The organism is Pacificispira sp. HM-600 (assembly GCF_977993705.1).
This window is the reverse complement of sequence record NZ_OZ388079.1, coordinates 2,624,379-2,649,727: the sequence shown is the minus strand read 5'-3', so window position 1 is coordinate 2,649,727 and position 25,349 is coordinate 2,624,379. Positions and strand designations below refer to the sequence as shown.

The 25,349-nt window shown below is 67.9% G+C and carries 25 protein-coding genes and 1 pseudogene; 12 read left to right on the top strand and 14 right to left on the bottom strand.

The window, feature by feature from the left end; genetic code table 11:
• Positions 1-24 precede the first annotated feature (24 nt).
• The 5 genes from ACXZ1E_RS12695 to ACXZ1E_RS12675 are packed head-to-tail and all read right to left on the bottom strand — an operon-like array spanning position 25 to position 6,833.
• The gene (locus ACXZ1E_RS12695) at positions 25-1,104 is read right to left on the bottom strand and encodes an ABC transporter permease (RefSeq protein WP_458040836.1); all 1,080 of its coding nucleotides are present in this window, start codon (positions 1,102-1,104) and stop codon (positions 25-27) included.
• Complete coding sequence (locus ACXZ1E_RS12690) at positions 1,104-2,042, bottom strand: ABC transporter ATP-binding protein (protein ID WP_458040835.1); 939 nt, start codon at positions 2,040-2,042, stop codon at positions 1,104-1,106. The genes ACXZ1E_RS12695 and ACXZ1E_RS12690 overlap by 1 nt, the downstream gene beginning before the upstream one ends.
• Before the next feature lie 41 nt (positions 2,043-2,083).
• Positions 2,084-3,052 carry an NAD-dependent epimerase/dehydratase family protein gene (locus ACXZ1E_RS12685; RefSeq protein WP_458040834.1) on the bottom strand — a complete coding sequence of 323 codons (969 nt, stop codon included), beginning with the start codon at positions 3,050-3,052 and terminating at the stop codon, positions 2,084-2,086.
• Positions 3,049-5,781, bottom strand: a complete 2,733-nt coding sequence (locus ACXZ1E_RS12680) for an alpha/beta fold hydrolase (RefSeq protein ID WP_458351960.1) — start codon at positions 5,779-5,781, stop codon at positions 3,049-3,051. The genes ACXZ1E_RS12685 and ACXZ1E_RS12680 overlap by 4 nt, the downstream gene beginning before the upstream one ends.
• 29 nt (positions 5,782-5,810) lie before the next feature.
• Positions 5,811-6,833 (bottom strand): 3-oxoacyl-ACP synthase III, encoded by a 1,023-nt coding sequence (locus ACXZ1E_RS12675; protein ID WP_458040833.1) that lies wholly within the window; start codon positions 6,831-6,833, stop codon positions 5,811-5,813.
• 172 nt (positions 6,834-7,005) lie between these two features.
• Here ACXZ1E_RS12675 and ACXZ1E_RS12670 point away from each other — a divergent pair, with 172 nt between their 5' ends.
• The 5 genes from ACXZ1E_RS12670 (at position 7,006) to ACXZ1E_RS12650 (ending at position 9,311) form a co-directional block, all read left to right on the top strand.
• Entirely contained in the window at positions 7,006-7,695 is a 690-nt protein-coding gene (locus ACXZ1E_RS12670; RefSeq protein WP_458040832.1) for an HAD family hydrolase, read from the top strand.
• Between the two features lie 36 nt (positions 7,696-7,731).
• The gene (locus ACXZ1E_RS12665) at positions 7,732-7,884 is read left to right on the top strand and encodes a hypothetical protein (protein ID WP_458040831.1); all 153 of its coding nucleotides are present in this window, start codon (positions 7,732-7,734) and stop codon (positions 7,882-7,884) included.
• A gap of 116 nt (positions 7,885-8,000) precedes the next feature.
• Positions 8,001-8,438 (top strand): helix-turn-helix transcriptional regulator, encoded by a 438-nt coding sequence (locus ACXZ1E_RS12660; RefSeq protein ID WP_458040830.1) that lies wholly within the window; start codon positions 8,001-8,003, stop codon positions 8,436-8,438.
• Between the two features lie 10 nt (positions 8,439-8,448).
• Positions 8,449-8,862, top strand: coding sequence for a VOC family protein (locus tag ACXZ1E_RS12655; RefSeq protein WP_458040829.1), 414 nt, complete (start codon positions 8,449-8,451; stop codon positions 8,860-8,862).
• Entirely contained in the window at positions 8,859-9,311 is a 453-nt protein-coding gene (locus tag ACXZ1E_RS12650; RefSeq protein WP_458040828.1) for an iron chaperone, read from the top strand. The genes ACXZ1E_RS12655 and ACXZ1E_RS12650 overlap by 4 nt, the downstream gene beginning before the upstream one ends.
• A 45-nt stretch (positions 9,312-9,356) precedes the next feature.
• Here the strand turns inward: ACXZ1E_RS12650 and ACXZ1E_RS12645 are convergent, their stop codons facing one another.
• From ACXZ1E_RS12645 to ACXZ1E_RS12635, 3 genes are all read right to left on the bottom strand, one after another.
• The gene (locus ACXZ1E_RS12645; protein ID WP_458040827.1) at positions 9,357-10,037 is read right to left on the bottom strand and encodes an esterase/lipase family protein; all 681 of its coding nucleotides are present in this window, start codon (positions 10,035-10,037) and stop codon (positions 9,357-9,359) included.
• Positions 10,034-10,825, bottom strand: a complete 792-nt coding sequence (locus tag ACXZ1E_RS12640) for an alpha/beta fold hydrolase (RefSeq protein ID WP_458040826.1) — start codon at positions 10,823-10,825, stop codon at positions 10,034-10,036. Before ACXZ1E_RS12640 ends, ACXZ1E_RS12645 begins: the two co-directional genes overlap by 4 nt.
• Positions 10,826-10,902: 77 nt before the next feature.
• Positions 10,903-11,946: a glycerophosphodiester phosphodiesterase family protein gene (locus ACXZ1E_RS12635; RefSeq protein WP_458040825.1), complete on the bottom strand. Its 1,044-nt coding sequence runs from the start codon at positions 11,944-11,946 to the stop codon at positions 10,903-10,905.
• 166 nt (positions 11,947-12,112) lie between these two features.
• On the opposite strand from ACXZ1E_RS12635, the gene ACXZ1E_RS12630 reads away from it, so the two are divergent.
• The 3 genes and pseudogenes from ACXZ1E_RS12630 to ligD all read left to right on the top strand — a co-directional run bounded on the left by ACXZ1E_RS12630 (position 12,113) and on the right by ligD (position 14,135).
• A complete protein-coding gene (locus tag ACXZ1E_RS12630; RefSeq protein ID WP_458040824.1) occupies positions 12,113-13,039 on the top strand; it encodes a Bax inhibitor-1/YccA family protein in 927 nt (308 codons plus the stop codon).
• Between the two features lie 131 nt (positions 13,040-13,170).
• Positions 13,171-13,356, top strand: a pseudogene (locus ACXZ1E_RS12625) (hypothetical protein); the annotation flags it as partial.
• A gap of 89 nt (positions 13,357-13,445) precedes the next feature.
• Complete coding sequence (gene ligD, locus ACXZ1E_RS12620; RefSeq protein WP_458351959.1) at positions 13,446-14,135, top strand: non-homologous end-joining DNA ligase LigD; 690 nt, start codon at positions 13,446-13,448, stop codon at positions 14,133-14,135.
• A gap of 221 nt (positions 14,136-14,356) precedes the next feature.
• Here the strand turns inward: ligD and guaA are convergent, their stop codons facing one another.
• The 6 genes from guaA to guaB all read right to left on the bottom strand — a co-directional run bounded on the left by guaA (position 14,357) and on the right by guaB (position 20,865).
• Positions 14,357-15,940 carry a glutamine-hydrolyzing GMP synthase gene (guaA, locus tag ACXZ1E_RS12615; RefSeq protein WP_458040823.1) on the bottom strand — a complete coding sequence of 528 codons (1,584 nt, stop codon included), beginning with the start codon at positions 15,938-15,940 and terminating at the stop codon, positions 14,357-14,359.
• On the bottom strand, positions 15,937-16,455 hold the full coding sequence (locus tag ACXZ1E_RS12610) for a DUF3817 domain-containing protein (RefSeq protein ID WP_458040822.1): 519 nt from the start codon (positions 16,453-16,455) through the stop codon (positions 15,937-15,939). Before ACXZ1E_RS12610 ends, guaA begins: the two co-directional genes overlap by 4 nt.
• 81 nt (positions 16,456-16,536) lie before the next feature.
• Complete coding sequence (locus ACXZ1E_RS12605; protein ID WP_458351958.1) at positions 16,537-17,415, bottom strand: SURF1 family cytochrome oxidase biogenesis protein; 879 nt, start codon at positions 17,413-17,415, stop codon at positions 16,537-16,539.
• Positions 17,416-17,436: 21 nt separating this feature from the next.
• The gene (locus ACXZ1E_RS12600; RefSeq protein ID WP_458042927.1) at positions 17,437-18,555 is read right to left on the bottom strand and encodes a GuaB3 family IMP dehydrogenase-related protein; all 1,119 of its coding nucleotides are present in this window, start codon (positions 18,553-18,555) and stop codon (positions 17,437-17,439) included.
• Between the two features lie 140 nt (positions 18,556-18,695).
• Positions 18,696-19,319: a TMEM175 family protein gene (locus ACXZ1E_RS12595; protein ID WP_458040821.1), complete on the bottom strand. Its 624-nt coding sequence runs from the start codon at positions 19,317-19,319 to the stop codon at positions 18,696-18,698.
• Positions 19,320-19,362: 43 nt separating this feature from the next.
• Positions 19,363-20,865 carry an IMP dehydrogenase gene (gene guaB / locus ACXZ1E_RS12590; RefSeq protein WP_458040820.1) on the bottom strand — a complete coding sequence of 501 codons (1,503 nt, stop codon included), beginning with the start codon at positions 20,863-20,865 and terminating at the stop codon, positions 19,363-19,365.
• A gap of 245 nt (positions 20,866-21,110) precedes the next feature.
• Between guaB and ACXZ1E_RS12585 the strand changes: the two genes are divergently transcribed.
• The 4 genes from ACXZ1E_RS12585 to ACXZ1E_RS12570 are packed head-to-tail and all read left to right on the top strand — an operon-like array spanning position 21,111 to position 25,206.
• Positions 21,111-22,433, top strand: a complete 1,323-nt coding sequence (locus tag ACXZ1E_RS12585) for a branched-chain amino acid ABC transporter permease (RefSeq protein ID WP_458040819.1) — start codon at positions 21,111-21,113, stop codon at positions 22,431-22,433.
• A 7-nt stretch (positions 22,434-22,440) separates the two neighbouring features.
• A complete protein-coding gene (locus ACXZ1E_RS12580; protein WP_458040818.1) occupies positions 22,441-23,421 on the top strand; it encodes a branched-chain amino acid ABC transporter permease in 981 nt (326 codons plus the stop codon).
• Positions 23,411-24,472, top strand: a complete 1,062-nt coding sequence (locus tag ACXZ1E_RS12575; protein ID WP_458351957.1) for an ABC transporter ATP-binding protein — start codon at positions 23,411-23,413, stop codon at positions 24,470-24,472. The genes ACXZ1E_RS12580 and ACXZ1E_RS12575 overlap by 11 nt, the downstream gene beginning before the upstream one ends.
• Positions 24,469-25,206: an ABC transporter ATP-binding protein gene (locus ACXZ1E_RS12570; RefSeq protein ID WP_458040817.1), complete on the top strand. Its 738-nt coding sequence runs from the start codon at positions 24,469-24,471 to the stop codon at positions 25,204-25,206. Before ACXZ1E_RS12575 ends, ACXZ1E_RS12570 begins: the two co-directional genes overlap by 4 nt.
• Positions 25,207-25,349: the final 143 nt, after the last annotated feature.

Here is a 25,349-nt window from a genome sequence, read left to right as displayed (position 1 = left end):
CCTCGGCGTGCGCTGATCCGCGACTTACCCGAAAGCGGGTTCTGCAGTACGCCTAGGCGATGCGGCTACCCCGGGGAAGACGTTTCGCCGGTGTGCGGGTGCGCAACCCAGCCCACAACAGCACCCCGCCCGCGAGCACGATCTGGATGCCGAGGCCCGCGAACCAGCTCGGCACCGTGCGCGAATACACTTCTTCGGGCGTCTCGCCCGGGGCGTACATGCCACGCGAATCGCACTCGTCCCACGACGAACCTTCGGGTGGCAACTGGGCGGCGCGCACGCACCACGCGATCTGACCGAACGTGTCGACGGGGTACCCCTCGCGCGAGAAGGCGATGGGAGTGGCGTCGGCAAGTATGACGAACGGGTTCGCCGCCAGGATCCACCACACGTGGTCGTACCGCGGCACCTCACGTTGCGATTCCTGCCACGGGCACACGTGGGCGGATTGGTCGTCGTCAGGCCCTCGGAGGTGTATTCATACGAGCGGTAGCGGTCCGTCACCTCGGTGCGCACGGCCGCGCTCCCGAGACCGAACGCAACGACGGTGCCGATGGTCAGCGCGGCGACCACCAAGTAGGTCGTGGCGACCGAGAACAGTGGACGATTCAGGATGCCCGAGAACCCGACGCCGAGGGCGGCGATGACGCCGATCTCGACGATCAACACACCGAGGGACGCCGCGACCACTCCCGCCGGCACATCGCCCGCAAGCGACATGAACACGATGAAGGGCACGGCGACGAGCGCGAACGCCAGACCCGTTGCCCACGCGGCCACGAACTTGCCGGTCAGGATCTGAGCGGTCGAGACCAGAGTGACCTGCACGGGCGCAAGCGTCGCCTGGTCGCAATCGCCGTTGATCGCGTTGCCGCTCAGCGCCGGACTGACGAAGGTCACGAGCAGCAGGACGATGTAGACGGCGACCGAGTAGGCACCGCGCAACTGGTCCATCGAGCCCGAGAAGACCATGCTGGCCAGCAGAGAGACCACGAGCAGAATCACGGCGAACAGCGACAGCAGCACGTACCACGCAACGCTGCGCACGCGCTGCCGCAGCTCGAGGGCGGCGACCGTGGCGGTGCCTGAGCCGAAGTTCTTCATCACTGCCCCTCCCCTCCCTCGGTGCCCGGCCTGTTTCCCGGGCCTGCATCGAGATCCTCACCGAGATCGAGGAAGGTCCGCTCGAGGGCGCCGGTGGCGGGCGCGAACTCCGCGACGGGCAGGCCTGCGGCGACGAGACGGGCCAGCGCTGCCGCCGCATCCGATTCCGACGCGAACGGGATCAGGATGTCGCGGCGCTCGCTGCGCACGGATGCCCCGTCGAACTCGGGGCGTGCCTCGACGATGCGGCCCACGGCATCCGCGCCTTCGCCGCCCGCCGCGGTCAACCGCACGCGCCAGTCGCTGAGCCTGGATGCGGCAGCGGCGACACGATCCGCGCCGACGGTTTCGCCGCGCACCATGAAGACAGCGTCGTCCGCGACCTCTTCGAGCTCGGAGAGCACATGACTGGAGACAAGGATCGTGCGCCCCTCCGCCGCGAGCCGGCGCAGCAGCTGCCTCAGCTCGACGCGCGCTCGGGGGTCGAGCCCCGAAGCCGGTTCGTCGAGCAGCAGCACACTCGGCTCGTGAACGAGCGCACGGGCGAGCCCCAAACGCTGCTTCTGCCCGCGTGACAAGACTCGGGCGGGAGCGTCCGCGAGGTCTGCGAGGCCGACCAGCTCGATCAGTTCGCCGACGCGCACCGCGGCCTTGTCGTGCGGAATCCGGTAGAGCCGAGCCGTCGTCACGAGCGTCTCGCGCACGGTCAGCGAGGGCCAGGCCCCCAGCGCGTCGGGCATCCAGCCGAGCAACGCGCGAGCTCCCTGGGGATCCGAGACGGGGTCCACTCCCCCGATCCGCACCTCACCCGCGTCGGGAATGAGAAGCGAGGCCAGCATGAGCAGCAGCGTCGTCTTGCCCGACCCGTTCGGTCCGACGAGTGCCGTCACCCGGCCGGGGTGCGCGACGAGGGTCGCATCGCGGACGGCGTGCACCATCCCCGCCGTTCTGCCCTGGCGAGCAGGGCGTGACCCTCCGATCAGGGGGCGGAGTACTCCGCGAGGCGACGGAGCCCCTCGTCGATGCTGACGGTCGGAGCCCAATCGAGGGCCTGACGTGTCTCGCGCTGATCGAACCAGTGCGCGGTCGACAGCTGTTCGGCCAAGAAACGAGTCATCGGGGGTTCGTCCTCTCCCGGCCGGAGCGCCCAGGCCCGTTCGATCAGCGATCCCGCCGTGCGCGCGACACCCGCGGGGATGCTCCACCGCGGGGGCCGCACGCCCGAGGCTAGGCAGATTCCCGCAAGGAGTTCACCGACCGGCCGCGGCTCGCCGTTTGTGATCACGAACGCACGTCCTCGCGCGGTGTGGGCCCGGTGGAGCGCGGCCACGATCCCGGTGGCCGCGTTGTCGACGTAGGTCGAGTCGATCAAGGCCCGTCCGCCGTCGAGCAGCGGCAGGCGCCCCCGGCGCGCGCGGTCGAGGATGCGGCCGACCAGCTGCGTGTCCCCCGGCCCCCAGGCGAGGTGCGGGCGCACCGCCACAACCCGCATGGCGTCCGAGTCGCGGTCGAGCGCGATCAGTTCGGCTTCGGCCTTCGTACGGGCGTACTCGCCCCGGGCGTCGGTCGGCGACGCCGGCTCTGCGCCCACCCCGGCGAGCGCAGAACCAGCATGCGCCACGGATGGCGACGACACCTGCACGAACCGGGATGCTCCGGCCCGCGCCGCGGCGTCGAGCACGGCCCGCGTTCCCTCGACATTCACAGCACGAAACTCCGCGGGGTCGCCCGCGAGCGACACCTTCGCGGCGAGGTGAACAACGCCCTCTGCCCCGTCAACGAGGCGCGCGACTGCATCTGCGTCGGTGATCGAGCCGCGGATGTCGGCGACCCCCTCGACCCCCGAGGGTCGACGCTGCAGCGTGCGCACATCGTGCCCGGATGCGGCCAGCTCCGCCGCAACGGCGCGACCGAGGTATCCGGATGCCCCCGTCACCGCGACGATCACGGCCGAGTCATCCGTCCGCCCGCGAGGGTGCGCTCGGCCCACTCCGACAGACGCGTGCGGTCGATCTTGGAGTTGTGACGGATGTCGGTGGGCAGCTGTCGAACGACCAGCACCGCGACGAGGGGCAGTTCTGTGCGTGCCCGAACGTCCGCGGTCAGCTCGGGAGAGGCCAGGCCGGGGCGTGCGACAGATGGCACGGCCTCGACGACGGCCACGGCTTGGTGAAGCCCCTCCGGGCCGACCCCGACGACCGCCGCGCGCCGAACGCCTGCCGCGCCCTCCATCTGCTGTTCCGGCCCGACGGGGGCGACCGGACCGTCGGCGGTGGTCAGAACGTGGGGCAGGCGTCCCTCGATCCAGAGGCGACCATCCGCGTCGAGATGGCCGACATCGCCTGTGCGGTGCCAGCGCCCGTCGGCGGGGATATCGCGGACCGCCCCTCGGTCGGTCAGCCAGAGCCGGTCGTACGACGTCTTCAGGTGCGCGGCCGACACAATGACCTCGCCCAGCACGCCGGGCTCGTCGCTCGGCGCCCCGACAGCGCGGCCCTCGGCATCCAACGCACTGATGAGCACCCGGTTCGACCCGATGGGCGAGCCGACGCAGACGCCGCGGTCGGCGGCATCCGATACGGCGCGAATGCCCGCGAGGGTCACGTCCGTGACGAGCAGACATTCGGTCATGCCGTACGGAGTGTGGGGTTCGGCGTGGGGCATCAGCTCAGCCGCGGCGGCCAGCAGCGGCTCACCGACCGGAGCGCCGGTCGAGAGGAATGTCCTGACGCCCTCGAGCGCACGACGATCGTCGCCAGACAGGTCACCGGCGGTGGCGACGACGTTCAGGATCGCTGCAGGCGAGAGGAAGACGATGCGCGCATCGGAGGCCCGCACCGCTGCCGCGACGGCCCGCGCGGTGAGGGTCCGCGGTGCCGAGACATCCATATCCGGCGTCGCCGACCGGGTACCGAGCGCGGGCCCCAGCAGGGCAAACGGCGCGAAACCGGTCACGAGCCCCGTGTCGGTGCTCACCTCGAAGTGAGCCGCGAGCACATCACGGAGCGCCGAAAGCTGACGATGCGTGTACGCGACGCCCTTCGCGGGGCCCGTCGAGCCCGACGTGAACAGGATCGCCGCGGGATCTTCGGGCGCCGGCTCTGCGGGCAGGGCACCCGAGCGGAGCGCCGCGGCGCCCGTGCGAGCGATCTCCGACAGATCGTGCGCAACACCGAGAAGTTTCGCGGATGCTCGGGGCAGGCGCGCGACCGAGATGCGCATGCCGGGCCATCCCAGCGCCCGGGCTGCGGAAAGTCCCGGCAACTCGCCGATGACGACATCCGGCCAGGCCCCCCGCACGGCGCGCGAGAGTCCGCGGACGCCGAGCCCAGCATCGGCCACGACGACGACCGCGCCGATGCGCAGGCACGCGTAGACGACAGCGGTGAGTGTGGGCCCCGGCGGGACGAGCACCGAAACGCGCTGCCCCTTCTTCACCCCGGCGCGGTCAAGGCCCGCCGCCAGGCTCCGGACGCGGTCGTCGAGCTGCCGCCAGCTGACGCGCCGCACGCCGCTCAGCTGCTCAGAACCCTGCCGTCCCGCGCGCGTCTTCACCGCCATGTCGATGATCGCGACATCGTCGTCGTCGCGTCGTGCCTCGAGCGCGGCCCACAACGGGGTGAATGACTCGGCCTCAGAATCCGCAACGGTCGAGACATCCGTGGTCGAGACATCCGTGGTCGAGACATCCGTGGTCGAGACATCCGTGGTCGAGACATCCGACCCGCCGGCATCTCCCAGAACAAGCGCCTCGGCGTTGTCGCCGAGCCACGTCAGGATCGCATCCGCGTAGGGCCGGTCCTCGGCGAGCAGATGGCCCGCGCCCTCGAAGCGGTGCACATCGGCGTGGGGCAGACGGTCGATCAGGTCGTCCAGGTACCGGTCGCCGAAGATCGGATCCTTCGGGCCCCACAAAAGCAGAGCGGGCACCGTGAGCTCCGCCACGCCGGCGGCGATGCGCTGCAATTCCGCAAAGCTCCCGTGCGACGCATCCACCGGGATATCCGCGACGAAGGCGCCGATGCCGTGCCGCTGCGCGGCCGAAGAATAGGGCGCACGGAAGGCATCCTTGACCTCCGGCGCGAGCGGCGGCTGGGCCAGCGCGAGCGTCGTCTCGAGAAAGGCGGGGGTCGCGACGGTGGACGCCGCGAGCACACCGCGAGCGCCGGCGAGGCGCAGCGGGGCCGGGATCGGCACGCCTTCGGGATGGTGCACGGCCGTGTTCAGCGTGATGACTCCGGCGAGGAGCTCGGGGTGATCGATCGCCCACCCCAACGAGATCACACCGCCCCAGTCATGGCCGAGCGTGATGACCGGGCCCGCGATGCCCAGGTCATCGGTGAAGTCGGCGAGGTCGTTGACCCGCTGCGGCAGAGTCCGGGTCGTCCCCGTGCGCGCTGAAAAGCCCATGTCGAGCTGGTCGACCGCGATCACGCGCCAGGCCGGCTGGCCCGCTTCTGCGGCCCGCAGCGACGCCGAGGCAAGGCGACGCCACAGGTACGACCAGGTCGGGTTGCCGTGCACGGCGAGGATCGTCCCCGCGACCTCCACGCCACGCTCTCGTGCGACGCGCTCGAGTTCGTCGCCGGTGTCGAGATAGTGCCACTCGCGCGAGACATCCGCTGTCCGATCGCGCACGAGGCGCGTACGACTGAAGCGGATGTCGAAATCAGGCAATCCTGCGATCGTCCGCCTCTCAGCGTCGTTCACCAGGCGAGTTCCATCATGGCCGTGTTCAGCCCCGAGCCGACTCCCATCAGCAGCACCCGGTCGCCCCTGCGCAGCGACGCCTGCTCTTCGACCAGCGTGATCGGGACCGACGCCGGGCCGATGTTTCCGTAGTGCGGGAAGGTCGTCGGAACGCGGGAGGCATCCAGATTCACCGCCTTGACGATCGCGTGCGTGTGGATCGACGAGACCTGGTGCGTGATGTACCGGTTCATCGATTTCCAGTCCCACTCGTGCGCGGCGTCTTTCCAGGCCGAGACGACCAGGTCGAGCCCGCCCTTGAGGAGAGCCTTCGCGTCGGTGAACATGCCATCGACGCTGCCGACGCAGAGCCGGTGAAACTCGGTCGCGGCGCGGGTGACTCCGCCGAGGATGCGGTGCCCCTCGGGGTGCTCGTCGGCACGGCCGAGCACGGCCGCCGCGGAGCCCGAGCCCAGCGTGAGAGAGGCGAACTCGCTCATGAAGCCGTCACGATCGCTCTCGGCGAGCAGAAGGCGCTCGATCGTGTTGACCTGAATCTCGTCGGCGTCTTCGCCTGCGACGACGACGGCGTAACGGATTTGACCGGATTCGATCATCGTCGCGGCGAGCGACATGCCGTTGATGAAACCGAGGCAGGCGTTGGCGATGTCGAAGTTGACCGCGGAGCTCGGCAGGTCGAGTCCGTGGTGCAGGGCGACGGCAACGGAAGGCTCGAGATTCGTTCGCGTAACGGAGGTGTTGATCAGTAGACCGACCTCGGACGCGTCAACCCCCGCTTCCGCGAGCGCGCGCTGCCCGGCCGTGATGGTGGCCGCGTCGACCGTCTCGCCCGCGGCCCAGTTGCGTCGCTCGAGGACACCGGCGACGCGTTTGAGCAGACCGCTGCGGAGCTTCAGGCGTTTCAGCGACGGCGCCAGGCGGTCTTCGATGTCGTCGGAGGTCGTCACACGACCGGGAAGAACGCTCGCAACAGAGAGCAACGCGACGTTGCTGAAGCGAGCGGTGGCATTTCCGGGCACAGAATCTCCTTCAGGAGGTCGTTACATTCCCCCTCATATGGTTTTACCTCACTCTGTCTGTGTGTTGGCGGGGGTTGCGCTTTCGCAGGCATGCGAGGCGCACCGACTGGCACACTCGAGGGGATTCCGCCAGCCCCTCGGCACCCGGCGCGTGATGCCGTTTGCTGGGACCATGTCCCCACCCCCCGCCGACCCGATCGCGGTCCTCTTCGACATCGATGGAACCCTCGTCGACTCGAACTACCTTCACATTGACGCCTGGGACAGGGCGTTCGTCGAAGCGGGACATCCGGTCGACGTGTGGCGCATCCACCGCGCGATCGGTATGGACTCGGGCAAGCTGCTGGAACGCCTGCTCGGAGAGGATGCCGAAGCTGTGGGCGACACCGTGAAGCAGGCGCACGCCCGGAACTACTCAGAGACGACCGACCGACTCCGGGCGTTCGCTTCCGCCCGCGAGTTGCTGGGCGAACTCTCGCGTCGCGGACATCGCGTCGTCTTGGCGACCTCGGCGCCCCAGGAAGAGCTGGACGCGCTCCTCGCCGTGCTCGATGTTCCGGATGCCGTGGACGCGGTCACCTCCGGCGAGGACGTCGAGGCAGCCAAGCCCGAACCCGATCTGGTCAACGTCGCCGTGGAGCGGGCTCAGGTCACCCCCGAGCGTGCGCTGCTGGTCGGCGACTCCGTGTGGGACATCTACTCGGCATCGCGCGCGGGAGTTCGGAGCGTCGGGGTGCGCAGCGGCGGGTACAGCTCAGAAGAACTTCTCGCAGCGGGCGCCGTCGCCGTCTACGACGACGTCGCGGATCTACTCGCACACCTCGAAGAGAGCCCTATCGTCGCCAGCACCTACGAAATCTGAGCAAGCCCCATCACATCCTCGATAAAGGAGCACGAAATGAACGAATCCACCACAGAATCGGGACGCGACGCCGACGAGCAGTCGCAGCAGGCCGACGATGCCGCCGCGGATGCCGGCTCGGAATCGCCCGAAGAGGGCGCAGCGGCGATGGAAGACGCCGAGGACGCGGTTGTCGATCAGGGCGACTGAGCCGACAGAGGCGCGACCCCGATCGCTGCGTACCGCTCTCACCGCATGAATGCGAACGCTGCCCCGCTCGATCTCACCCCTCGACATCCGGCCCCGGGTGCTGAGAGCATGTCGGGATGGCGCCACCTGCCGCCGCTGAGCTTCGCGATCTGGCGCTTCTGCGGCGGGTACGTGACCGGATGGATCGGGACTACTCGCAGCCGCTCAATGTCGAAGCCCTTGCACGCAGCGTCCACATGTCGGCCGGTCACCTCAGTCGCACGTTCCGTCGCGCATTCGGCGAATCGCCCTATTCGTACCTGATGACCCGGCGAATCGAACGGGCGATGATGCTTCTGCGGCAGACCGACCTGAGTGTTACCGACATCAGCCTCGCGGTGGGGTGCGCGTCGCTGGGCACGTTCAGCACGCGCTTCACCGAGCTCGTCGGCGTATCCCCGAGCGTCTACCGGGACCACGGCGCGGATGCGACCGCCGGCATGCTCCCGTGCATCGCAAAACAGGTGACCAGACCGATCAGAAATCGAGAAGTGCCCGTCAGCGCCCGTCGGTAACCTGGCCCTCATGAGCGTCACGATTCACTCCAGCTTCCTGCCCGCCACGGATCCGGATGCCTCACTCGCCTTCTATCGAGACGTGCTGGGATTCGAAGTCCGCCTCGACGTCGGCTACGAGAACCTGCGGTGGATCACGGTCGGCCCGGTCGGCCAACCCGACACCGCGATCGTGCTGCACCCGTCCACGGCGAACCCGGGCGTCACCGAGGACGAGGGGCGCGTGCTGCTCGAACTCATCGCGAAGGGCACGTATTTCGGTGTGAACCTTGCGACCGACGACCTCGATGCCCTGTTCGCGACGCTGGAATCGCGCGGCGCCGAGATCGTGCAGGAGCCGATCGATCAGGACTACGGGGTGCGCGACTGCGCCTTCCGTGCCCCCGCCGGCAACACGATCCGCGTTCAGGAGAACAAGCCGTGAGCCCCGCAGCGAAGAAGCCCAACGCATCCCTCTCGGCCGAGGAGCGCGCCGCTGTCAAGGAGCGCGCCGCCGAACTCCGGGCCGAGGGGCGCGCGGGTCGGGGTGCCGCAAAGATCTCGGCCGAGGAGCGCACCGCTCTGAAGACCATCGAGGAGATGCCGGAACCCGATCGAACGATCGCGACGCGCATCCACTCAGTGATCACAGACGTCGCCCCCGAAATGACCGTCAAACTCCGCTACGGCATGCCCACGTATTCGAAGGACGGCAAGATCGTGTGTTTCTTCCAAGCGGCATCCAAGTTCGACACGAGGTATCCGACCCTCGCCTTCGACGAGAACGCGCAGCTCGACGACGGAACGATGTGGGCGACCGCGTTCGCTCTGACGGAGTTCACCGACGCGAACGAGAAGAAGATCCGAGAGCTCGTCGAGAAGGCGGTCGGCTGACGGTTCACCCGATCCTCATCCGGGTTCATCCGACACGATTCCGGTTCACGCCGTCAGCGTCTCGAGTTCCTCCAGGATGCGCGGGTCGGCGAGCACGCGGAAGTGCCCCATCGTGTCGAGCACGACGTTGCGCGCCCCGGGCAACGCGCTCCCGCCCGGAATGTGCGGGTCGAAGCGCCCGTAAACGGACACGATGTTGGCGTCGATCGTCGTCTCGAGCAGCAGGGCGCGGATCGTGGCGTCGCGGGGCGAGAATCCCCGCAGGGCAGGATTCACGAAGAACCGGGCGTACCGCGATCCCGCGAACGGTGTCGCGATCGCCAGCATCCCCGTCACGTGCTCGGGCGTCGCGCCCGAGATCATCGCCTGCTTGCCGATCAACCCGCCCTTGCTGTGGGCGACGATCACCGCGCCGCGCACGTCGTTCTCGCGCAGGTACTGCACCACGGCGACGGCGCTCTCGATGACCGGCCGGCCGTTGCGGCGCAGGGCGCCGACGACGTGCACCGGGTACCCCCGCCGGTGCATCGCCACGATCAGCGGGCGCATGAAGTGCCACGACTCGTAGATCCCGGGTAGCACCACGAGGGGTGTGCGGTGCCCGGTACGGAAGGTCGCGGGATCGGTGCGGTCGAACACCCCGCGCGCCTGCGCCGCGATGGCGTAGGCGTAGTCGCGCACCCAAGCGCCGAGCATCACAAGCGGGGATGCACCCCGGATCGTCATGCCGGCGCGCTTCCGCGAACGACCCCGCGCCCGCGGGCGAGAAAGGCGTCGACCGCGGATGCCACGGCTCGCGCCCCCGCGAACTGCACGACGTGTCTGTGGCCGGGCACGATGATCAGCGAACCCTCGCGTGCACGGTCGCGCAATCGCCGGCACCATTCGAGGCCTGCCACGGGGTCATTCCCCCCGCGCAGAACGAGCACCGGGGCCGTGAGTTCGGCGACCCGCTCTTCGATCGGGTACGCCATCATGTGGCGCAGCTGGGTGAGGTACCAGGGCATTCCGCACCGGATGTAGTCCGCGAACACGATCGTGTTGACGAGCGGCGGCTCACCCAGCGTGTCGAGGGCGAGCGCGGCGCTCTGCGCTCGAAGCGTCCGATGCTCGTCGTCCGCGACCGGACCGATCAGCACGACACTCGCCGCGAGGTCGGGGCGCTGGCGCGCAAGTTCGACGACCCACTGCGCACCCATCGAATGACCCACGAGCACGGCGCGGGGCACGTCAAGCCGATCCAGGACGTCGGCGAGCGCCCGCGCCATCCGTTCCTGCTCGAACGGCTCCCGCGGGCGACCGAACCGCCCGAAGCCCGGCAGGTCGATCGAGTGCACGTCGCGCGTGCGGGCGAATTCGTCGTGCAACCGGACGAAGTAGCGATGCGACATCCCGATCCCGTGGATCAGGACAACGGGCAGGGGGGCGTCCCCGTCCGATACCCCGGCGCGCGGCGCGAGCGATGAGTACACGCGAAAGCGCCCCCCATCGATGTCGATCTGGATCTGCCGCATGGACCGAGCCTGACAGCCCGGGCGTCCGCGCGTCGAGGGTTGACACGGTGCCCCGACGACGACCTCGCGCGATCGTCTCAGGGTGCGAAGACGTCCATGCCGAGATCGGGGTGATCGACGAACACGCCGTCCACCCCCGCATCCAAGATCACACGCCACTCGGCCTCGTAGTCGCCGAGCGCCGCGGCACCGCCCCGCCCACGGAAGTCCGCGACCAGGAACGAGTTCTCGGGACGGCACGTCCAGGTGAAAACCTTCAGCCCCCGGTCGTGCGCGTCCGCGACGACGGAGGACGGGCCCGTCATACGGCCCAACTTGTTCGGCGCGAGGATCACGCGCTTGTCGACACTGATGCCGTCGAACCGGCCGACCAGGCCATCGAGCCCCGCCGGGTGCACCGTCTGACGGTAGGTCGGTGCGTCATCTCCGCCGGCTACGTAGAGGTCGAAGGGGCGCCCGGCCGCCTCGATCAGATAGATGTACGACGCGTGGATGCCCCGGCCGCGGAGCCGCTCGAGCACGGTCGACTCGAACGACTCGATCACGAGCGCGGCCGAATCGGCCCATCCGCTTCGGCGCAGTTCTTCTTCTACGAGCGGCGCGACGTCGAGACCCACGGACTCGAAGTACGTCGCGTGCTTGATCTCGAGCACGACGCCGATCTCGCGATCCTGCTCGTCCGAGGCATCGCGCACCAGATCGAGCACGTCCGAGAGCCGTAGAACGGGCTGCTGATCATCGAAGCTCGCACTGGCGGGCCGAATCTTCGGCAGCCGCTCGCGGCACTTCAGCGTCGCGAGCTCGGCCCAGGTGAAATCCTCGGTGAACCAGCCGGTGAGCGAGGTTCCGTCCACCGACTTCGTCGTCTTCCGGTCGGCGAACTCGGGCCGGGCCGAGACATCCGTCGTTCCGGAGATCTCATTCTCGTGCCGCACGACCAGCACGCCGTCCCTCGTGGGCACGACGTCGGGCTCGACCGCGTCCACACCCATCGCGAGGGCCAGGTCGTACGAGGACCGACTGTGCTCGGGGCGATACCCCGGGGCACCACGATGCCCGATCACGAGGGGTCGGCCGGGCGACCGGGCGAATGGCCCGTGGGACGGGCTCTCGAGACGCATGTTTCCAGGCTATCCGCGGGCATCCTCCCGACCGCGCGAATGACGGATGCCAGGACGCCCTCATAGGCGTCTCACAGCCCATGACCACGACCCCGCGACGGGCGTCAGATATCGTTGAGAAACAGCACACCGCTGTGGACCCCAATTTTGGAGTGTGAGCCAGGCCATGGCCCTCAATAACCCCGCGTTCAACAACCCGGCGTTCCAGGACCCCCGCGCCGTCCAGACCTACCCCGGTGGGTCACAGGCCGCGAACCTCCGCGGTGCGTCCTCGACGGCTTCCGCCTCGCGCGCAGGTCTCGACGTCGGCACCCAGGCGCAGATGGAGGGTGCGTACGCGGCCCCCGCCGCCGGAGCCCACCAGACCGACCGCATGACGGTCGAAGACACGGTCGTCAAGACCCTCGGACTCTTCGCCATCCTCCTCGTGACCGCCGTCGTCGGCTGGGTCTGGACGCTCGGCGCCCTCTCTCCCGCCGAGTCGACGAGCCAGAACATCCTGCCGCTGATCATCGGTGGCCTCGGTGGCTTCGTTCTCGCGATGGTCATCATCTTCACGTCGCGCAAGAAGGTCCGCCCCGGGCTGATCTTCGCGTACGCGGCCCTCGAGGGCCTCTTCATCGGCGGAATCTCGGCGATCTTCGAGTTCCAGCTGCCGGGCATCGTCATTCAGGCCACCCTCGCGACGCTCGCGGTCGTCGGTGTAACGCTGGCGCTGTTCGCGAGCGGGAAGATCCGCGCATCCAAGCGCGCAACCAAGGTCTTCCTCGTCGCGATGGTCGGATACCTGGCCTTCTCGCTGCTGAACCTGGTCCTCATGTGGACGGGTATTGCGCCTGGAGCCTTCGGTCTGCGCAGCGAGACGCTGAACATCATGGGCATCGAGATCCCGTGGGGCCTGATCATCGGTGTCTTCGTCGTCCTGATGGCCGCGTACTCGCTGGTGCTCGACTTCGACCAGATCCAGCGGGGTGTCCGCAACGGCGCCCCCCGTCAGCTCGCGTGGATGGGCGCCTTCGGCATCATGGTGACGGTCGTGTGGCTGTACGTCGAGATCCTGCGCATCATCGCGATCGTTCGCGGCAGCAACTAGCACCGCATTTGTATGGGGGGTCGTCCGGTTTCGGGAGGCCCCCTTTTCGCGTGCGTGCGCTCGCCTGTTTTCGTGCGCGGTCGGCACGAGCGGGTCTGGCCCCAGGCATCCGTCCCGCCTAGCCTGAGGTGATGGCTTCTTCAGCGCCCGCCGAGATCCTCGAGATCGACGGTCACGAGGTGCGCGTCAGCAACCCGAGCAAGGTCGTCTTCCCCGAGCCGGGGCTCACCAAGCTCGACATCGTCCGGTACTACCTGGCCGTCGCCGAGGGGGCGTTGCGGGGTGCCGGCGGTCGTCCGATGGTTCTCAAGCGCTTCGTTAAGGGCATCGGTGCCGAGGCCTTCTTCCAGAAACGCGTGCCCGAGAATCACCCAAGACCTCGGGGTCGCGGGGGCTGCACATCCTGGTGCGGATCGAGCCGCTCTGGACGTTCCGCGAACTGCGCGCCGCGGCCGAGGCGCTGGCCCGCGAAGTGGAAGCGCGTGCACCCGGGCTCGCGACCGCCCGGTGGTGGAAGGAGGAGCGCGGCGAGAGCGTGTTCGTCGACTTCAACCAGAACGCAAAAGATCGCACCGTGGCATCCGCGTACTCCATCCGTCCCCTGCCGGATGCGCGCGTGTCGACTCCCCTCGGATGGGACGAGCTGCGGACGCGCCGGCCCGAGGAGTTCACCGTTGCGACTGTCGTGCCGCGGTTTCGCGACATCGGCGACCCCCACGCGGGAATTGACGACGCGGCCGGGTCGCTCGACGGGCTGCTCGCACTGTCGGAAAGCCTGGGGCCCGCCGAGAAGCCGCCGCGCGCCGGCGACGGATCGGGGCGGCGGGTTTCGATGATGCCGCTGATCGAGGTCGCGCGGACCAAGACGAAGCCCGAGGCGCTGGAGGCGCTCGGGCGGTGGCGGGCGGAGCATCCCGAGGCGGCTGCTGCGCTCCATCCCGCGGACGAACTCGTCGACGGCATGCGCGGCAGTTCGTCGCTCTGGTACCGCGTGCGGGTCAATCTGCAGCATGTGCCCGAGGAGCAACGACCCGAGCAGGGGCCCTTGCTGGCCGACTACGACCCGTGGGCGGGCCGAACCTGGCCGGCGCGCTGAGCCCACACGGTCACAATTCAGTCTCGCCGGCACCGTGCTGCGCAGGCGCAGCACTCGACCCGCGGAATCACCGGGCCCACAGTCGCGCCTCGATTCGCGGAGACTGAATTGCGAACACGGTCAATGCGCAAACCCGGCCACTGCCCGGCCTCCGAGGGGTCGCCTCCGGCCCTGCCCCGTCCCTGGAATGCTGACGCGGGGAGCGAGAACCCCGCGTCAGCTCACTCCCACTCGATGGTGCCCGGCGGCTTCGACGTGACGTCGAGCACGACCCGGTTGACCTCACGCACCTCATTGGTGATGCGGTTCGAGATCTTCGACAGGACGTCGTAGGGCAGGCGCGTCCAGTCGGCCGTCATCGCGTCTTCCGACGAGACGGGCCGCAGCACGATCGGGTGGCCGTAGGTGCGACCGTCGCCCTGCACACCGACCGAGCGCACGTCGGCGAGCAGCACGACCGGGCACTGCCAGATCTCGCCGTCAAGTCCCGCGCGGGTCAGCTCTTCGCGGGCAATGGCGTCGGCGTCACGCAGAATTTCGAGGCGGTCAGCGGTAACCTCACCGACGATCCGGATGCCGAGGCCGGGCCCCGGAAAGGGCTGTCGTCCGACGATCACCTCAGGAAGACCGAGCTCGCGACCGATCGCACGCACCTCGTCCTTGAACAGGGTGCGCAGCGGCTCGACGAGTTCGAACTGCAGGTCTTCGGGCAGGCCACCGACGTTGTGGTGCGACTTGATGTTCGCGGTACCCGAGCCACCGCCGGACTCCACGACATCCGGGTACAGTGTGCCCTGCACGAGGAACCGGATGGGCTCCCCGTCTGCCGCGGCCTCGGCGACGAGCTCGCGCTCGACCTGTTCGAAGGCGCGAATGAACTCGCGGCCGATGATCTTGCGCTTCTCTTCGGGGTCGCTGACTCCGGCGAGTGCGTCGAGGAAGATCTGGCGGGCATCCACCGTCACGAGCCGCACACCTGTCGACTCGACATAGTCTTGCTCGACCTGCTCGCGCTCGCCCTTGCGCAGCAGGCCGTGGTCGACGAACACCGCGACGAGCTGGTCACCGACGGCCTCGTGCACGAGCGCCGTCGAGACGGCGGAGTCGACACCACCCGACAGGGCCGACAGCACCCGTGCCGAACCGACCTGCTCCCGGATGCGGGCGACCTGCTCGGCGATGACGTTGCCGCTGTTCCAGTCGGCGGGCAGTCCCGCGGCGTTGTGCAGGAAGTTCTCGATGACGCGCTGGCCGTGGTCGGTGTGCTTGACCTCGGGGTGCCACTGCACCCCGTACATCCGGCGCTCGTCGCTGCCGAAGGCGGCCACCGGGGTCGCTGTCGTCGACGCGAGCACGGTAAAGCCCTCGGGCGCCCGCGACACCTGGTCGCCGTGGCTCATCCACACGTTTTGCGCGGCGGGCTGGCCGGCGAGCAGCACTCCCCCATCGCCCTGGACCGAAGCATCCGTCGCCCCGTATTCACGCAACCCCGTGTGTGCGACCTCGCCGCCGAGGGCCTGGGCCATGACCTGAAAGCCGTAGCAGATGCCCAGTGTCGGCACGTCGAGATCGAACACCCCGGGGTCGAGCGCTGGCGCACCGGGCTCGTAGACCGACGACGGTCCACCCGACAGGATGAGTCCGACCGGGTTCTTCGCCGCGATCTCGGCCGCAGTGGCGGTGTGCGGCACGATCTCGCTGTACACCCCCGCCTCGCGCACACGCCGGGCGATCAGCTGCGCATACTGCGCGCCGAAGTCGACGACCAAGACGGGGCGCTGCGAGGTTTCTGTGGCTTCGGTCAACGCGGGCCTTCCGGAGTGGAGACAGGAGGGGATGCTTCGGATGCCTCGCGCTCGGCGAGATACGTACGCACCTCACGCGCGACGCGTGCCTCCATGAAAAAGGACAGCAGCGGGACGATGCCACCGAGGGCTAGCACGATGAAGCGCAGGAACGGCCAGCGCATCAGGCTCCAGATGCGGAAGCACGCGAAGAGGTAGACGACGTAGAACCAGCCGTGCACCACGAGGATCGCGAGCGAGACGTTGACCCCGTCGCCGGTCGACACCAACTCGCAACCGCTGCCCGGCAAGAAGAGCGAATTCCAGTTGCAGTCGGCGCCGACGATGACGGTCGCGAACCACAGGAACCCACCGGATCCCCCGAGGAACAGCTCGAGATGGATCGGTGTGTACTTCAGGATCATCTCGGCCACGAGCAGCAGCAGCCCGACGCCGGTGATGATCGAGGCGACCTGGTAGAACTTCAACGCCCCTCGGATCACCGGAAACGAGGCGAGTTTGGGGGCGCGTGGCATGTTCCCAGTCTACCGACGGTGGACGGGCACGGTTTCGCGCGCCATTCCCCGGGCGCCCGCAGCGGCGGAGAATGGGACGGCTCAGGATGCCTCGGCGCGGGCATCTTCCAGATCTTCGAGTTCCTTCTCCCAGGCGTCCCGCGCGAGGCGGTACCAGAGGTAGAAGGCGAAGCCCGCGAACACGGCCCACTCGGCGGCGTAGAAGATGTTGAGCAGATTGACCGTCGAAGCCTTATCTGGGGGCCGAGATGAGATCGGCACGAGCCCGGCGTCCTCCGCGGTCCCGCCAGGCTCGAGCAGGGCGAGGTAGGGGCGGTAGACCATCAGCTGATCGACGTCGTGCCATTCGCCGAGCAGTGCGGCGGGAGACATCCGCGTCATTTCGAACGGATCGGCTCCGCGGGGCGGCAGCTTCGGTCCCTCGTCGGAGATCACACGGCCTGTCACCGGGGTTGTGAGGCCGGCCGCTGTCGTCGCGGCGTTCTCGGACAGCTCGGATGCCGCGGCCTCTGCTCGCTCGAGGGTTGGCGCCCATCCAATGGCGACGGCGATCGAGGTCGGGTTGAGCGTGCCCTCGATCCGCAGCTGACCGGTGACCCAGTAGCCCTCGACGCCATCGTTGAAGCGCGATGTCACGACCAGGAAGTCTTCGGGCACCCAGGTTCCGGTCGTGGTGACCTGCTGACCGACGAACGGCTCTTCGAGGTAAGCACCGGGCTCAACGACCTCATCGAGCGGACGGACCTCCTCCGTCGCGCCGACGGCGGGCGGGTCGGTGTCGATCGCACGTTCGAGCTGCCACTGACCCAGCCATGCGAACGCGGCGGCGACGAGCAGGCACAGCCCGAGCATCAGGAGCCACTGCGGACGCAGCATGACCTCACGCAGCGTCGGCGGGAATACCTCGGGCTCGCCGGGGGCTGAGTGCCCGGGACCGGACGTCGCGCTCACACCGCTCACAAATTCATCCGTCGGATCAGTTCACACCGCGGAGTAGGGCGCGACCACGACTTCCACGCGCTGGAATTCTTTGAGGTCCGAGTAGCCCGTCGTCGCCATGGACTTGCGGAGGGCCCCGATCAGGTTCGCGGTGCCGTCCGCGACGGGCGCGGGGCCGTAGAGAATGCCCTCGAGCGAGGCGACCTGATCGACGCGGACGCGGTGGCCGCGGGGCAGCTTGGGGTGGTGCGCCTCGGGTCCCCAATGGAACCCCTGACCCGGGGCATCCGTCGCCCGCGCGAGCGCAACGCCGAGCATGACGGCATCTGCGCCCATCGCGAGGGCCTTGACGATGTCGCCTGAGGTGCCTACTCCCCCGTCGGCGATGACGTGCACGTAGCGCCCGCCCGACTCATCGAGGTAGTCGCGACGCGCGCCGGTGACATCGGCGACCGCGGTGGCCATGGGGGCGTGAACGCCGAGGGTCGCCCGCGTCGTGGACGCCGCACCCCCGCCGAACCCGACGAGAACGCCCGCGGCACCGGTTCGCATCAGGTGCAGCGCGGCCGTGTAGGTCGCGGCGCCTCCGACGATGACGGGAACGTCGAGGTCGTAGATGAACTTCTTGAGGTTGAGGGGGGCCGACACGCTCGAGACGTGCTCGGCGGAGACGGTCGTGCCCCGGATGACGAAGATGTCGACACCGGCGGCGACGACGGTCTCGTACAGCTCCTGTGTGCGCTGGGGGGTGAGCGCACCCGCGACCGTGACGCCCGCAGCGCGAATTTCGGCGAGGCGTGCGGTGACGAGCTCGGGCTTGATCGGCTCGGAGTACAGCTCTTGCATCCGCAGCGTGGCGTCGCCGTCTTCGCGACCGGCGATTTCGGCGAGGAGCGGCTCGGGGTCTTCGTAGCGCGTCCACAGACCCTCGAGGTCGAGAACGCCGAGCCCGCCGAGCTGGCCGAGCATGATGGCGGTCTGCGGGCTGACGACCGAGTCCATCGGGGCGCCCAACACCGGGATGTCGAATTGGAAGGCGTCGATCGACCAGGCGGTCGAGACATCCTCGGGGTTTCGCGTGCGCCGCGAGGGCACCACCGCGATGTCATCGAAGGTGTACGCGCGTCGCGCTCGCTTTGCGCGCCCCAACTCGATCTCCATGCTCACCCACCCAGCCTACCGGCTGACCCCGACAGCGCCCGCGGCCAGCTCGACCCGTCACTAACTGCTCGATGTGCGAAAGAGATCGAGCAGTCTGTGACAGGTCGGTGACGCCCGCCGAGCGTGCATTGCGAGCGCTGTCAGTCGCCGGCGCCGCGCAGCAGCCGGGTCACCAGCGGGTCGAGCAGGAAGAGGACGAAGGCCAACGATCCGATCAGCGGCGCGGTGAGGACCACGACCGCACCGATGAGCAGGGCGCTCAATCCGCCCCGTCCGTGAGACTTCGCTTCATCGTCGGTGAGGTCGGGAAGCATCGTCTCGCGTTGACGCACCGCCCAGCCCCACTGCAACCAGCTGAAGAGAATGGCCAAGAAGAAGGTGACGGGCATGAACAGCCGGCCAGCCAGCCATTCCGAGTACTCCGTGGTCATGCTGGTGGCGAAGGGGACGAGCACGATGAACAGCAACCTGGCGTTGTTCAACCAGACGATCGCGAAGTCGATGCGTGCGATGTGCTCGAACTGCCGCACATGCGTCGCCCAGAGCAGGCAGAGCAAGACGAAGCTGAGAGCGAAGTTCACGAACAGCTCCCACATACCGGCGAGCGCCGCCCACATCTCGGCATCCGAGGTGATGTCGCCGAACGCGTAGGTCGTGAGGTCGAGCACCAACAGAGTCGCGGCAATCGCGAAGACGCCATCGGTGAACGCCTCGAGCCGCCGCGTGTCTTGCGTGGCCGCCGGGTGGTTCCGCTGCCGAATCATGCGCCAAACATATCGATGGCCGCGACCCAGCGCCGCGCCGACCCTACTTCTTGTAGTTCGGCGCCTCGACGATGATCTGCACGTCGTGCGGGTGCGATTCCTTCAGCCCTGCCGAGGTGATGCGCACGAACTTGCCCTTGGCCTTGAGCTCGTCGATCGTGCGCGCGCCAACGTAGAACATCGACTGACGGAGTCCGCCGACGAGCTGGTACGCGACGGCCGACACGGGGCCTCGGTACGCGACCTGACCCTCGATGCCCTCGGGGATGAGCTTGTCGTCCGAGGGCACGTCCGCCTGGAAGTAACGGTCCTTCGAGTACGAGGTCTTCTTGCCGCGCGTCTGCAGCGCGCCGAGCGACCCCATACCGCGGTACTGCTTGAACTGCTTGCCGCCCTGGAACACGATCTCGCCCGGCGACTCGTCGGTTCCGGCGAGGAGCGAGCCGAGCATCACGGTGTCGGCTCCGGCGACCAGGGCCTTCGCGATGTCGCCCGAGTACTGCAGGCCACCGTCGGCGATAACCGGCACACCGGCCGGACGCGCGGCGAGGGATGCCTCGTACACCGCGGTGACCTGCGGCATCCCGACACCGGCCACGACGCGGGTGGTGCAGATCGAGCCCGGCCCGACACCGACCTTGACGGCGTCGACGCCCGCGTCGATGAGCGCCTGCGCACCCTCGCGGGTGGCGACGTTGCCACCGATGATGTCGATGTGGGCGAAGGATGCATCGGACCGCAGCCGCGTGATGATGTCGATGACGCCCGCGGACTGGCCGTTGGCGGTGTCGACGACCAGCACATCGACGCCCGCGTCGCGGAGCGCTTCGGCGCGCTCCCACGCATCGCCGAAGAATCCGATCGCCGCACCGACACGAAGTCGACCCTGGTCATCCTTCGTCGCGAGGGGGTACTTCTCGCTCTTGTCGAAGTCCTTGATGGTGATAAGGCCCGCGAGCTTGCCGTCGTCGTCGATCAGCGGCAGCTTTTCGACACGGTGCTTGGCGAACGTCGCAATGACGTCGTTCGCGCCGATGCCGACCTTCGCGGTGATGAGGCCCTCGCTCGTCATCACGTCGCGCACGAGCGTGGTCTGGCGCTCGAAGCCCGAGACGAAGCGCATGTCGCGGTTCGTGATGATGCCGACGAGCCGTCCATCGTCGTCCACAACGGGCAGACCCGAGATGCGGTACTGCGCGCACTGCGCGTCGACCTCTTCGACGGTCGCGTCGGGGCGGGTGGTGATGGGATCGGTGATCATGCCGGACTCGCTGCGCTTGACGCGGTCGACCTGCGAGGCCTGGTCCTCGATGGACAGATTGCGGTGCAGGATGCCGAGGCCGCCCTCGCGCGCGATCGCGATCGCCATGCGGGCTTCGGTGACCGTGTCCATCGCCGACGACACCAGGGGTGTTGCCACCGTGATCCGCCGCGTCAGCCGCGAGGACGTGTCGGCCTCGCTCGGAATCACGTCGGTGTGGCCAGGCAGTAGTAACACATCGTCGTACGTCAGTCCGACAAAACCGAACGGATCGTAATCGGGCATGTACGCGCTCCTCGTGCGGTGAGATCGGGGTGCGGATCGATGTGTTTCCACGCGAAGCATCCGCTTGATGAAGTCTAAGCGGCGCGCGTGTGCGAACATTCCTCCGGGAGCGTTCCCATTGCGCATCGGTAACGGCTGACGTTTGAGCGATGGGCGAAACAATGCCGACACATTACGCTCGTACCGTCGTCCATCGATGCCGATGCGACGCGACCATCGGTTAACGGTGCCCGACTGGAGGATCTGTGAGTCCCACGACCGCTACGGCGAGACGTTCCCGCGGGGGGACTCTGCTCACCATAGGAGCACTCTTCGGCGTGCTCTTCGCGCTGATGAGCCTGACCGCATCCCCGGCCTTCGCGGCCGAGGACGACCCCTACCGCATCAGCGGCAACGTGCAGCTCGACGGTGCTCCCCTCGAGGGCATTCGACTCGTCATCGACGGCCCCGGCGGTGAGCAAGAAGTCGAGACGGATGCCGAGGGCCAGTGGCGCGTCGGCGTTCCCGAGCGCGGCGAGACCTACACGGTCACGCTCGACGAGGACACGCTGCCCGAGGGCATCGCGGTCGTCAACGACGAGGACGATACCCCCAACGAGCAAGAGGTCGAGATGGGCGCCGGTGGGCGCGTCACCGTCAACTTCTTCATCGGCGAGGGTGAGCGAAGCGTCACGAGCTTCGCCGACCAGCTCATCCAACGCATCGTGCAGGGCCTGAGCTTCGGCCTCATGCTGGCCCTCGCGGCCGTCGGCCTGTCGCTCGTCTTCGGCACCACGGGCATCTCGAACTTCGCGCACGGCGAGATGGTCACTTTCGGCGCCGTCGTGGCGCTCACGCTCGTCGGACCGGCCAGCCTCGCGCTGCCGGTGTGGCTCGGCTTCCCGCTGGCGGTGATCCTCAGCGCGGGCCTCGGGCTCGTGCTGGACATGATCCTGTGGAGACCCCTGCGCCGAAGGCGAGTGGGTGTCGTTCAGCTCATGATCGTCAGCATCGGCCTGTCCCTCGCCCTCCGATACACGTTCCAGTTCTTCATCGGTGGCGGGACGAGCCAACTCCCCTACGCATCCGAGCCGAAGATCCAGCTGTTCGGATCCGTGCAGATGAGCATCATCGACATGGTCTCGATCGCGATCTCGATCATCGTCATCATCGCGTTCGCGGTCTGGCTCACGCGCAGCCGCCTCGGCAAGGCCACACGCGCGATCTCCGACAACCCCTCGCTCGCCGCCGCCTCCGGCATCGACGTCGACTTTGTCGTCCGCGTCGTGTGGGTCATCGCCGGTGGGCTCGCGGGTCTCGCCGGCATCCTGTACGCCTACTACCGTCCCGGTATCAAGTGGGACATGGGATCGCAGGTGCTGCTGCTGATGTTCGCGGCCGTCATCCTCGGTGGTCTCGGGACGGCCTACGGCGCCCTGGTCGGCGCCATCATCGTCGGCCTGCTCGTCGAGGTGTCGAGCCTGTGGATCCCCGCCGACCTGAAGTACGCCAGCGCGCTCTTCATCCTCATCGTGATCCTGCTGTTCCGGCCCCAGGGGATCCTCGGCCGACGCGAGAGAATAGGTTAGGCGCACCATGGACTTGCTCCAGATCCTCTCGAACTCGGCCTCGTCGATCCTCAGCCCCGCGACGATCGGCTACGCACTCGCCGCCCTCGGTCTCGCGGTCCACTTCGGCTACACCGGCCTGATCAACATGGGCATTGCCGGCTTCATGGCCATCGGCGCCTACGGCTACGCGATCGGCGTGCTCACCTTCGGCCTCGAATGGTGGCTCGCGGCGATCGCGGGACTCGTGGCGTCGGCGATCTTCGCCGTCATCCTCGGTATCCCGACGTTGCGCCTACGCGGTGACTACCTCGCTATCGTCACGATCGCCGCTGCGGAGGTCGTGCGTCTGCTGTTCTTGACCACCGCGTTCGACGAGTACACCGGCTCGGCCGACGGCCTGAGCGGCTACCACTCGAGCTTCCGGGCGTCGAACCCGTTGCCCGAGGGCACTTACGGCTTCGGTCCGTTCACGTACAACGAGACGCAGTGGTGGGTCCGCATCATGGGCCTCCTGACGCTCGGCTTCGCCGTGCTGGTGGTCTGGATGCTGATGCGCAGCCCGTGGGGCCGCGTGCTGAAGGGCGTCCGCGAAGACGAAGACGCCGTGCGCGCGCTCGGCAAGAACGTCTACGCCTACAAGATGCAGTCGCTGGTGCTGGGTGGTGTGCTCGCCGCGGCGGGCGGCATCGTCTACGCCCTGCCGTCGGCCGTCAGCCCCGGCGTGTACGTCACGTCGCTGACGTTCTTCGTGTGGACGGCCCTGCTGCTCGGCGGCGCGGCGACCGTGTTCGGTCCGCTGCTGGGTTCGCTCATCTTCTGGGTGCTGCAGACCTTCCTGAGCAACTTCCTCCCGGCGCTCGTCACGGCCGGGGTCCTTCCCTTCATGTCGCAGATCCAGGCCGGAACCCTTCGATTCATCCTCGTCGGCGTCGCCCTCATGCTGCTCGTGATCTTCATGCCGCAGGGAATCCTCGGCAACAAGAAGGAGCTGACCTTTGTCAAATAACGGGCAGTCAAGTAACGAGCAGTCGGGCGCCGATCACACGACGACCGGTCAGCTGGGCGAAGAGGCCTCGGGAGCGCCCCTCACGGCGCCTGTCGAACGCCCCAAGACCACCGGATTGCACGTGGGCGAGGCGGTGCCTGGTGCCAAGAAGGTCGATCCGATCATCGTCGCCGATCATGTGCGCCGCACGTTCGGCGGTGTCACGGCGGTCGACGTGGAGCATCTCGAGATCCCACGCGGCGCGATCACCGCACTGATCGGCCCGAACGGTGCCGGCAAGACCACGCTCTTCAACCTGCTCACCGGTTTCGACAAGCCCGACGAGGGCGACTGGAGCTTCAACGGCAGATCGCTGTCGGGCGTCCCCGCGTTCCGCGTCGCGCGGTTGGGGATGGTCCGCACGTTCCAGCTGACAAAAGCACTGGGCCTCTTGACGGTGCTCGAGAACATGAAGCTCGGGGCGACGGGTCAGCGCGGCGAGAAGTTCTGGCAGGCGCTCATTCCCGCGATTTGGCGCAAGCAGGACTCGAGCATCGACAGCCAGGCCGAGGTGCTGTTGAAGAAGTTCAAGCTCGACGCCAAGTCGAGCGACTTCGCGGCGAGCCTCTCGGGTGGTCAGCGAAAGCTGCTCGAGATGGCGCGGGCACTCATGACCAAGCCGACGCTCGTCATGCTCGACGAGCCGATGGCCGGCGTGAACCCGGCACTCACGCAGTCGTTGCTCGACCACATCCTCGATCTGAAGGATGAGGGCATGACGGTGCTGTTCGTCGAGCACGACATGCACATGGTGCGCCACATCGCCGACTGGGTCATCGTCATGGCCGAGGGTCGTGTGGTCGCCGAGGGCGACCCGCACACGGTCATGCGCAACCCGGCGGTGATCGACGCGTATCTCGGCGCACACCAAGAGCTCGACCTGGGCGTCGTCACCGGGCGTATCACGGCGATCGAGGCCGACCCGACGACGGATGCCGGGGCATCCGCTCAGGCAAACGCGACGCTGCTGGTCGACGAGGGCGTTGCCGAAGACGAGGAGAACCGCTCATGAGCACGGTAGCCACCGAAACCCCCGTCGTCTTCGTCGATAACGTCCACGCCGGGTATCTGCCGGGTGTCAACATCCTGAACGGCTGCTCGCTGGTCGCAAACCAGGGAGAGCTGATCGGCATCATCGGTCCGAACGGCGCCGGCAAGTCGACGTTGCTGAAGGCGATCTTCGGCCAGGTGAACGTGCGCGAGGGCTCGATCACCCTGCAGGGCGACGACATCACGGGCCTGCGCGCCAACAAGCTCGTCGCGCGCGGCGTGGGGTTCATCCCGCAGAACAACAACGTCTTCCCGACGTTGACGATCGAAGAGAACCTGCAGATGGGTCTGTACCAGCGCCCGTCCGCCTACAAGGAGCGCCTCGAGTTCGTGACGAGCATCTTCGCAGAGCTCGGCAAGCGCCTCAAACAGCGTGCTGGTTCACTCTCGGGTGGTGAGCGTCAGATGGTGGCGATGAGCCGCGCCCTGATGATGGATCCGAAGGTGCTGCTGCTCGACGAGCCGTCCGCGGGCCTCTCGCCCGTGCGTCAAGATGAGGCGTTCATCCGCGTTTCCGAGATCAACAAGGCCGGGGTGACCTGCATCATGGTCGAGCAGAACGCTCGGCGCTGCCTGCAGATCTGCGACCGCGGCTACGTGCTCGACCAGGGCCGCGACGCATACACCGGAACGGGGCGCGAGCTGCTCGGCGACCCGAAGGTCACCGAGCTGTACCTCGGCACGCTCGGCACCTGACCCCCTCTTCACGACGAAGGACCGGAGCCCTTCCTGCGCCCGAGAGTGCCCGTCCTGGGCCCGAGAGTGCCCGTTCCAGCCCTGACCTGAGTCGTGCCACTTTTTCGTGATTTGGGGTTTTGGGGTCGGAGTTCGTTGATTTT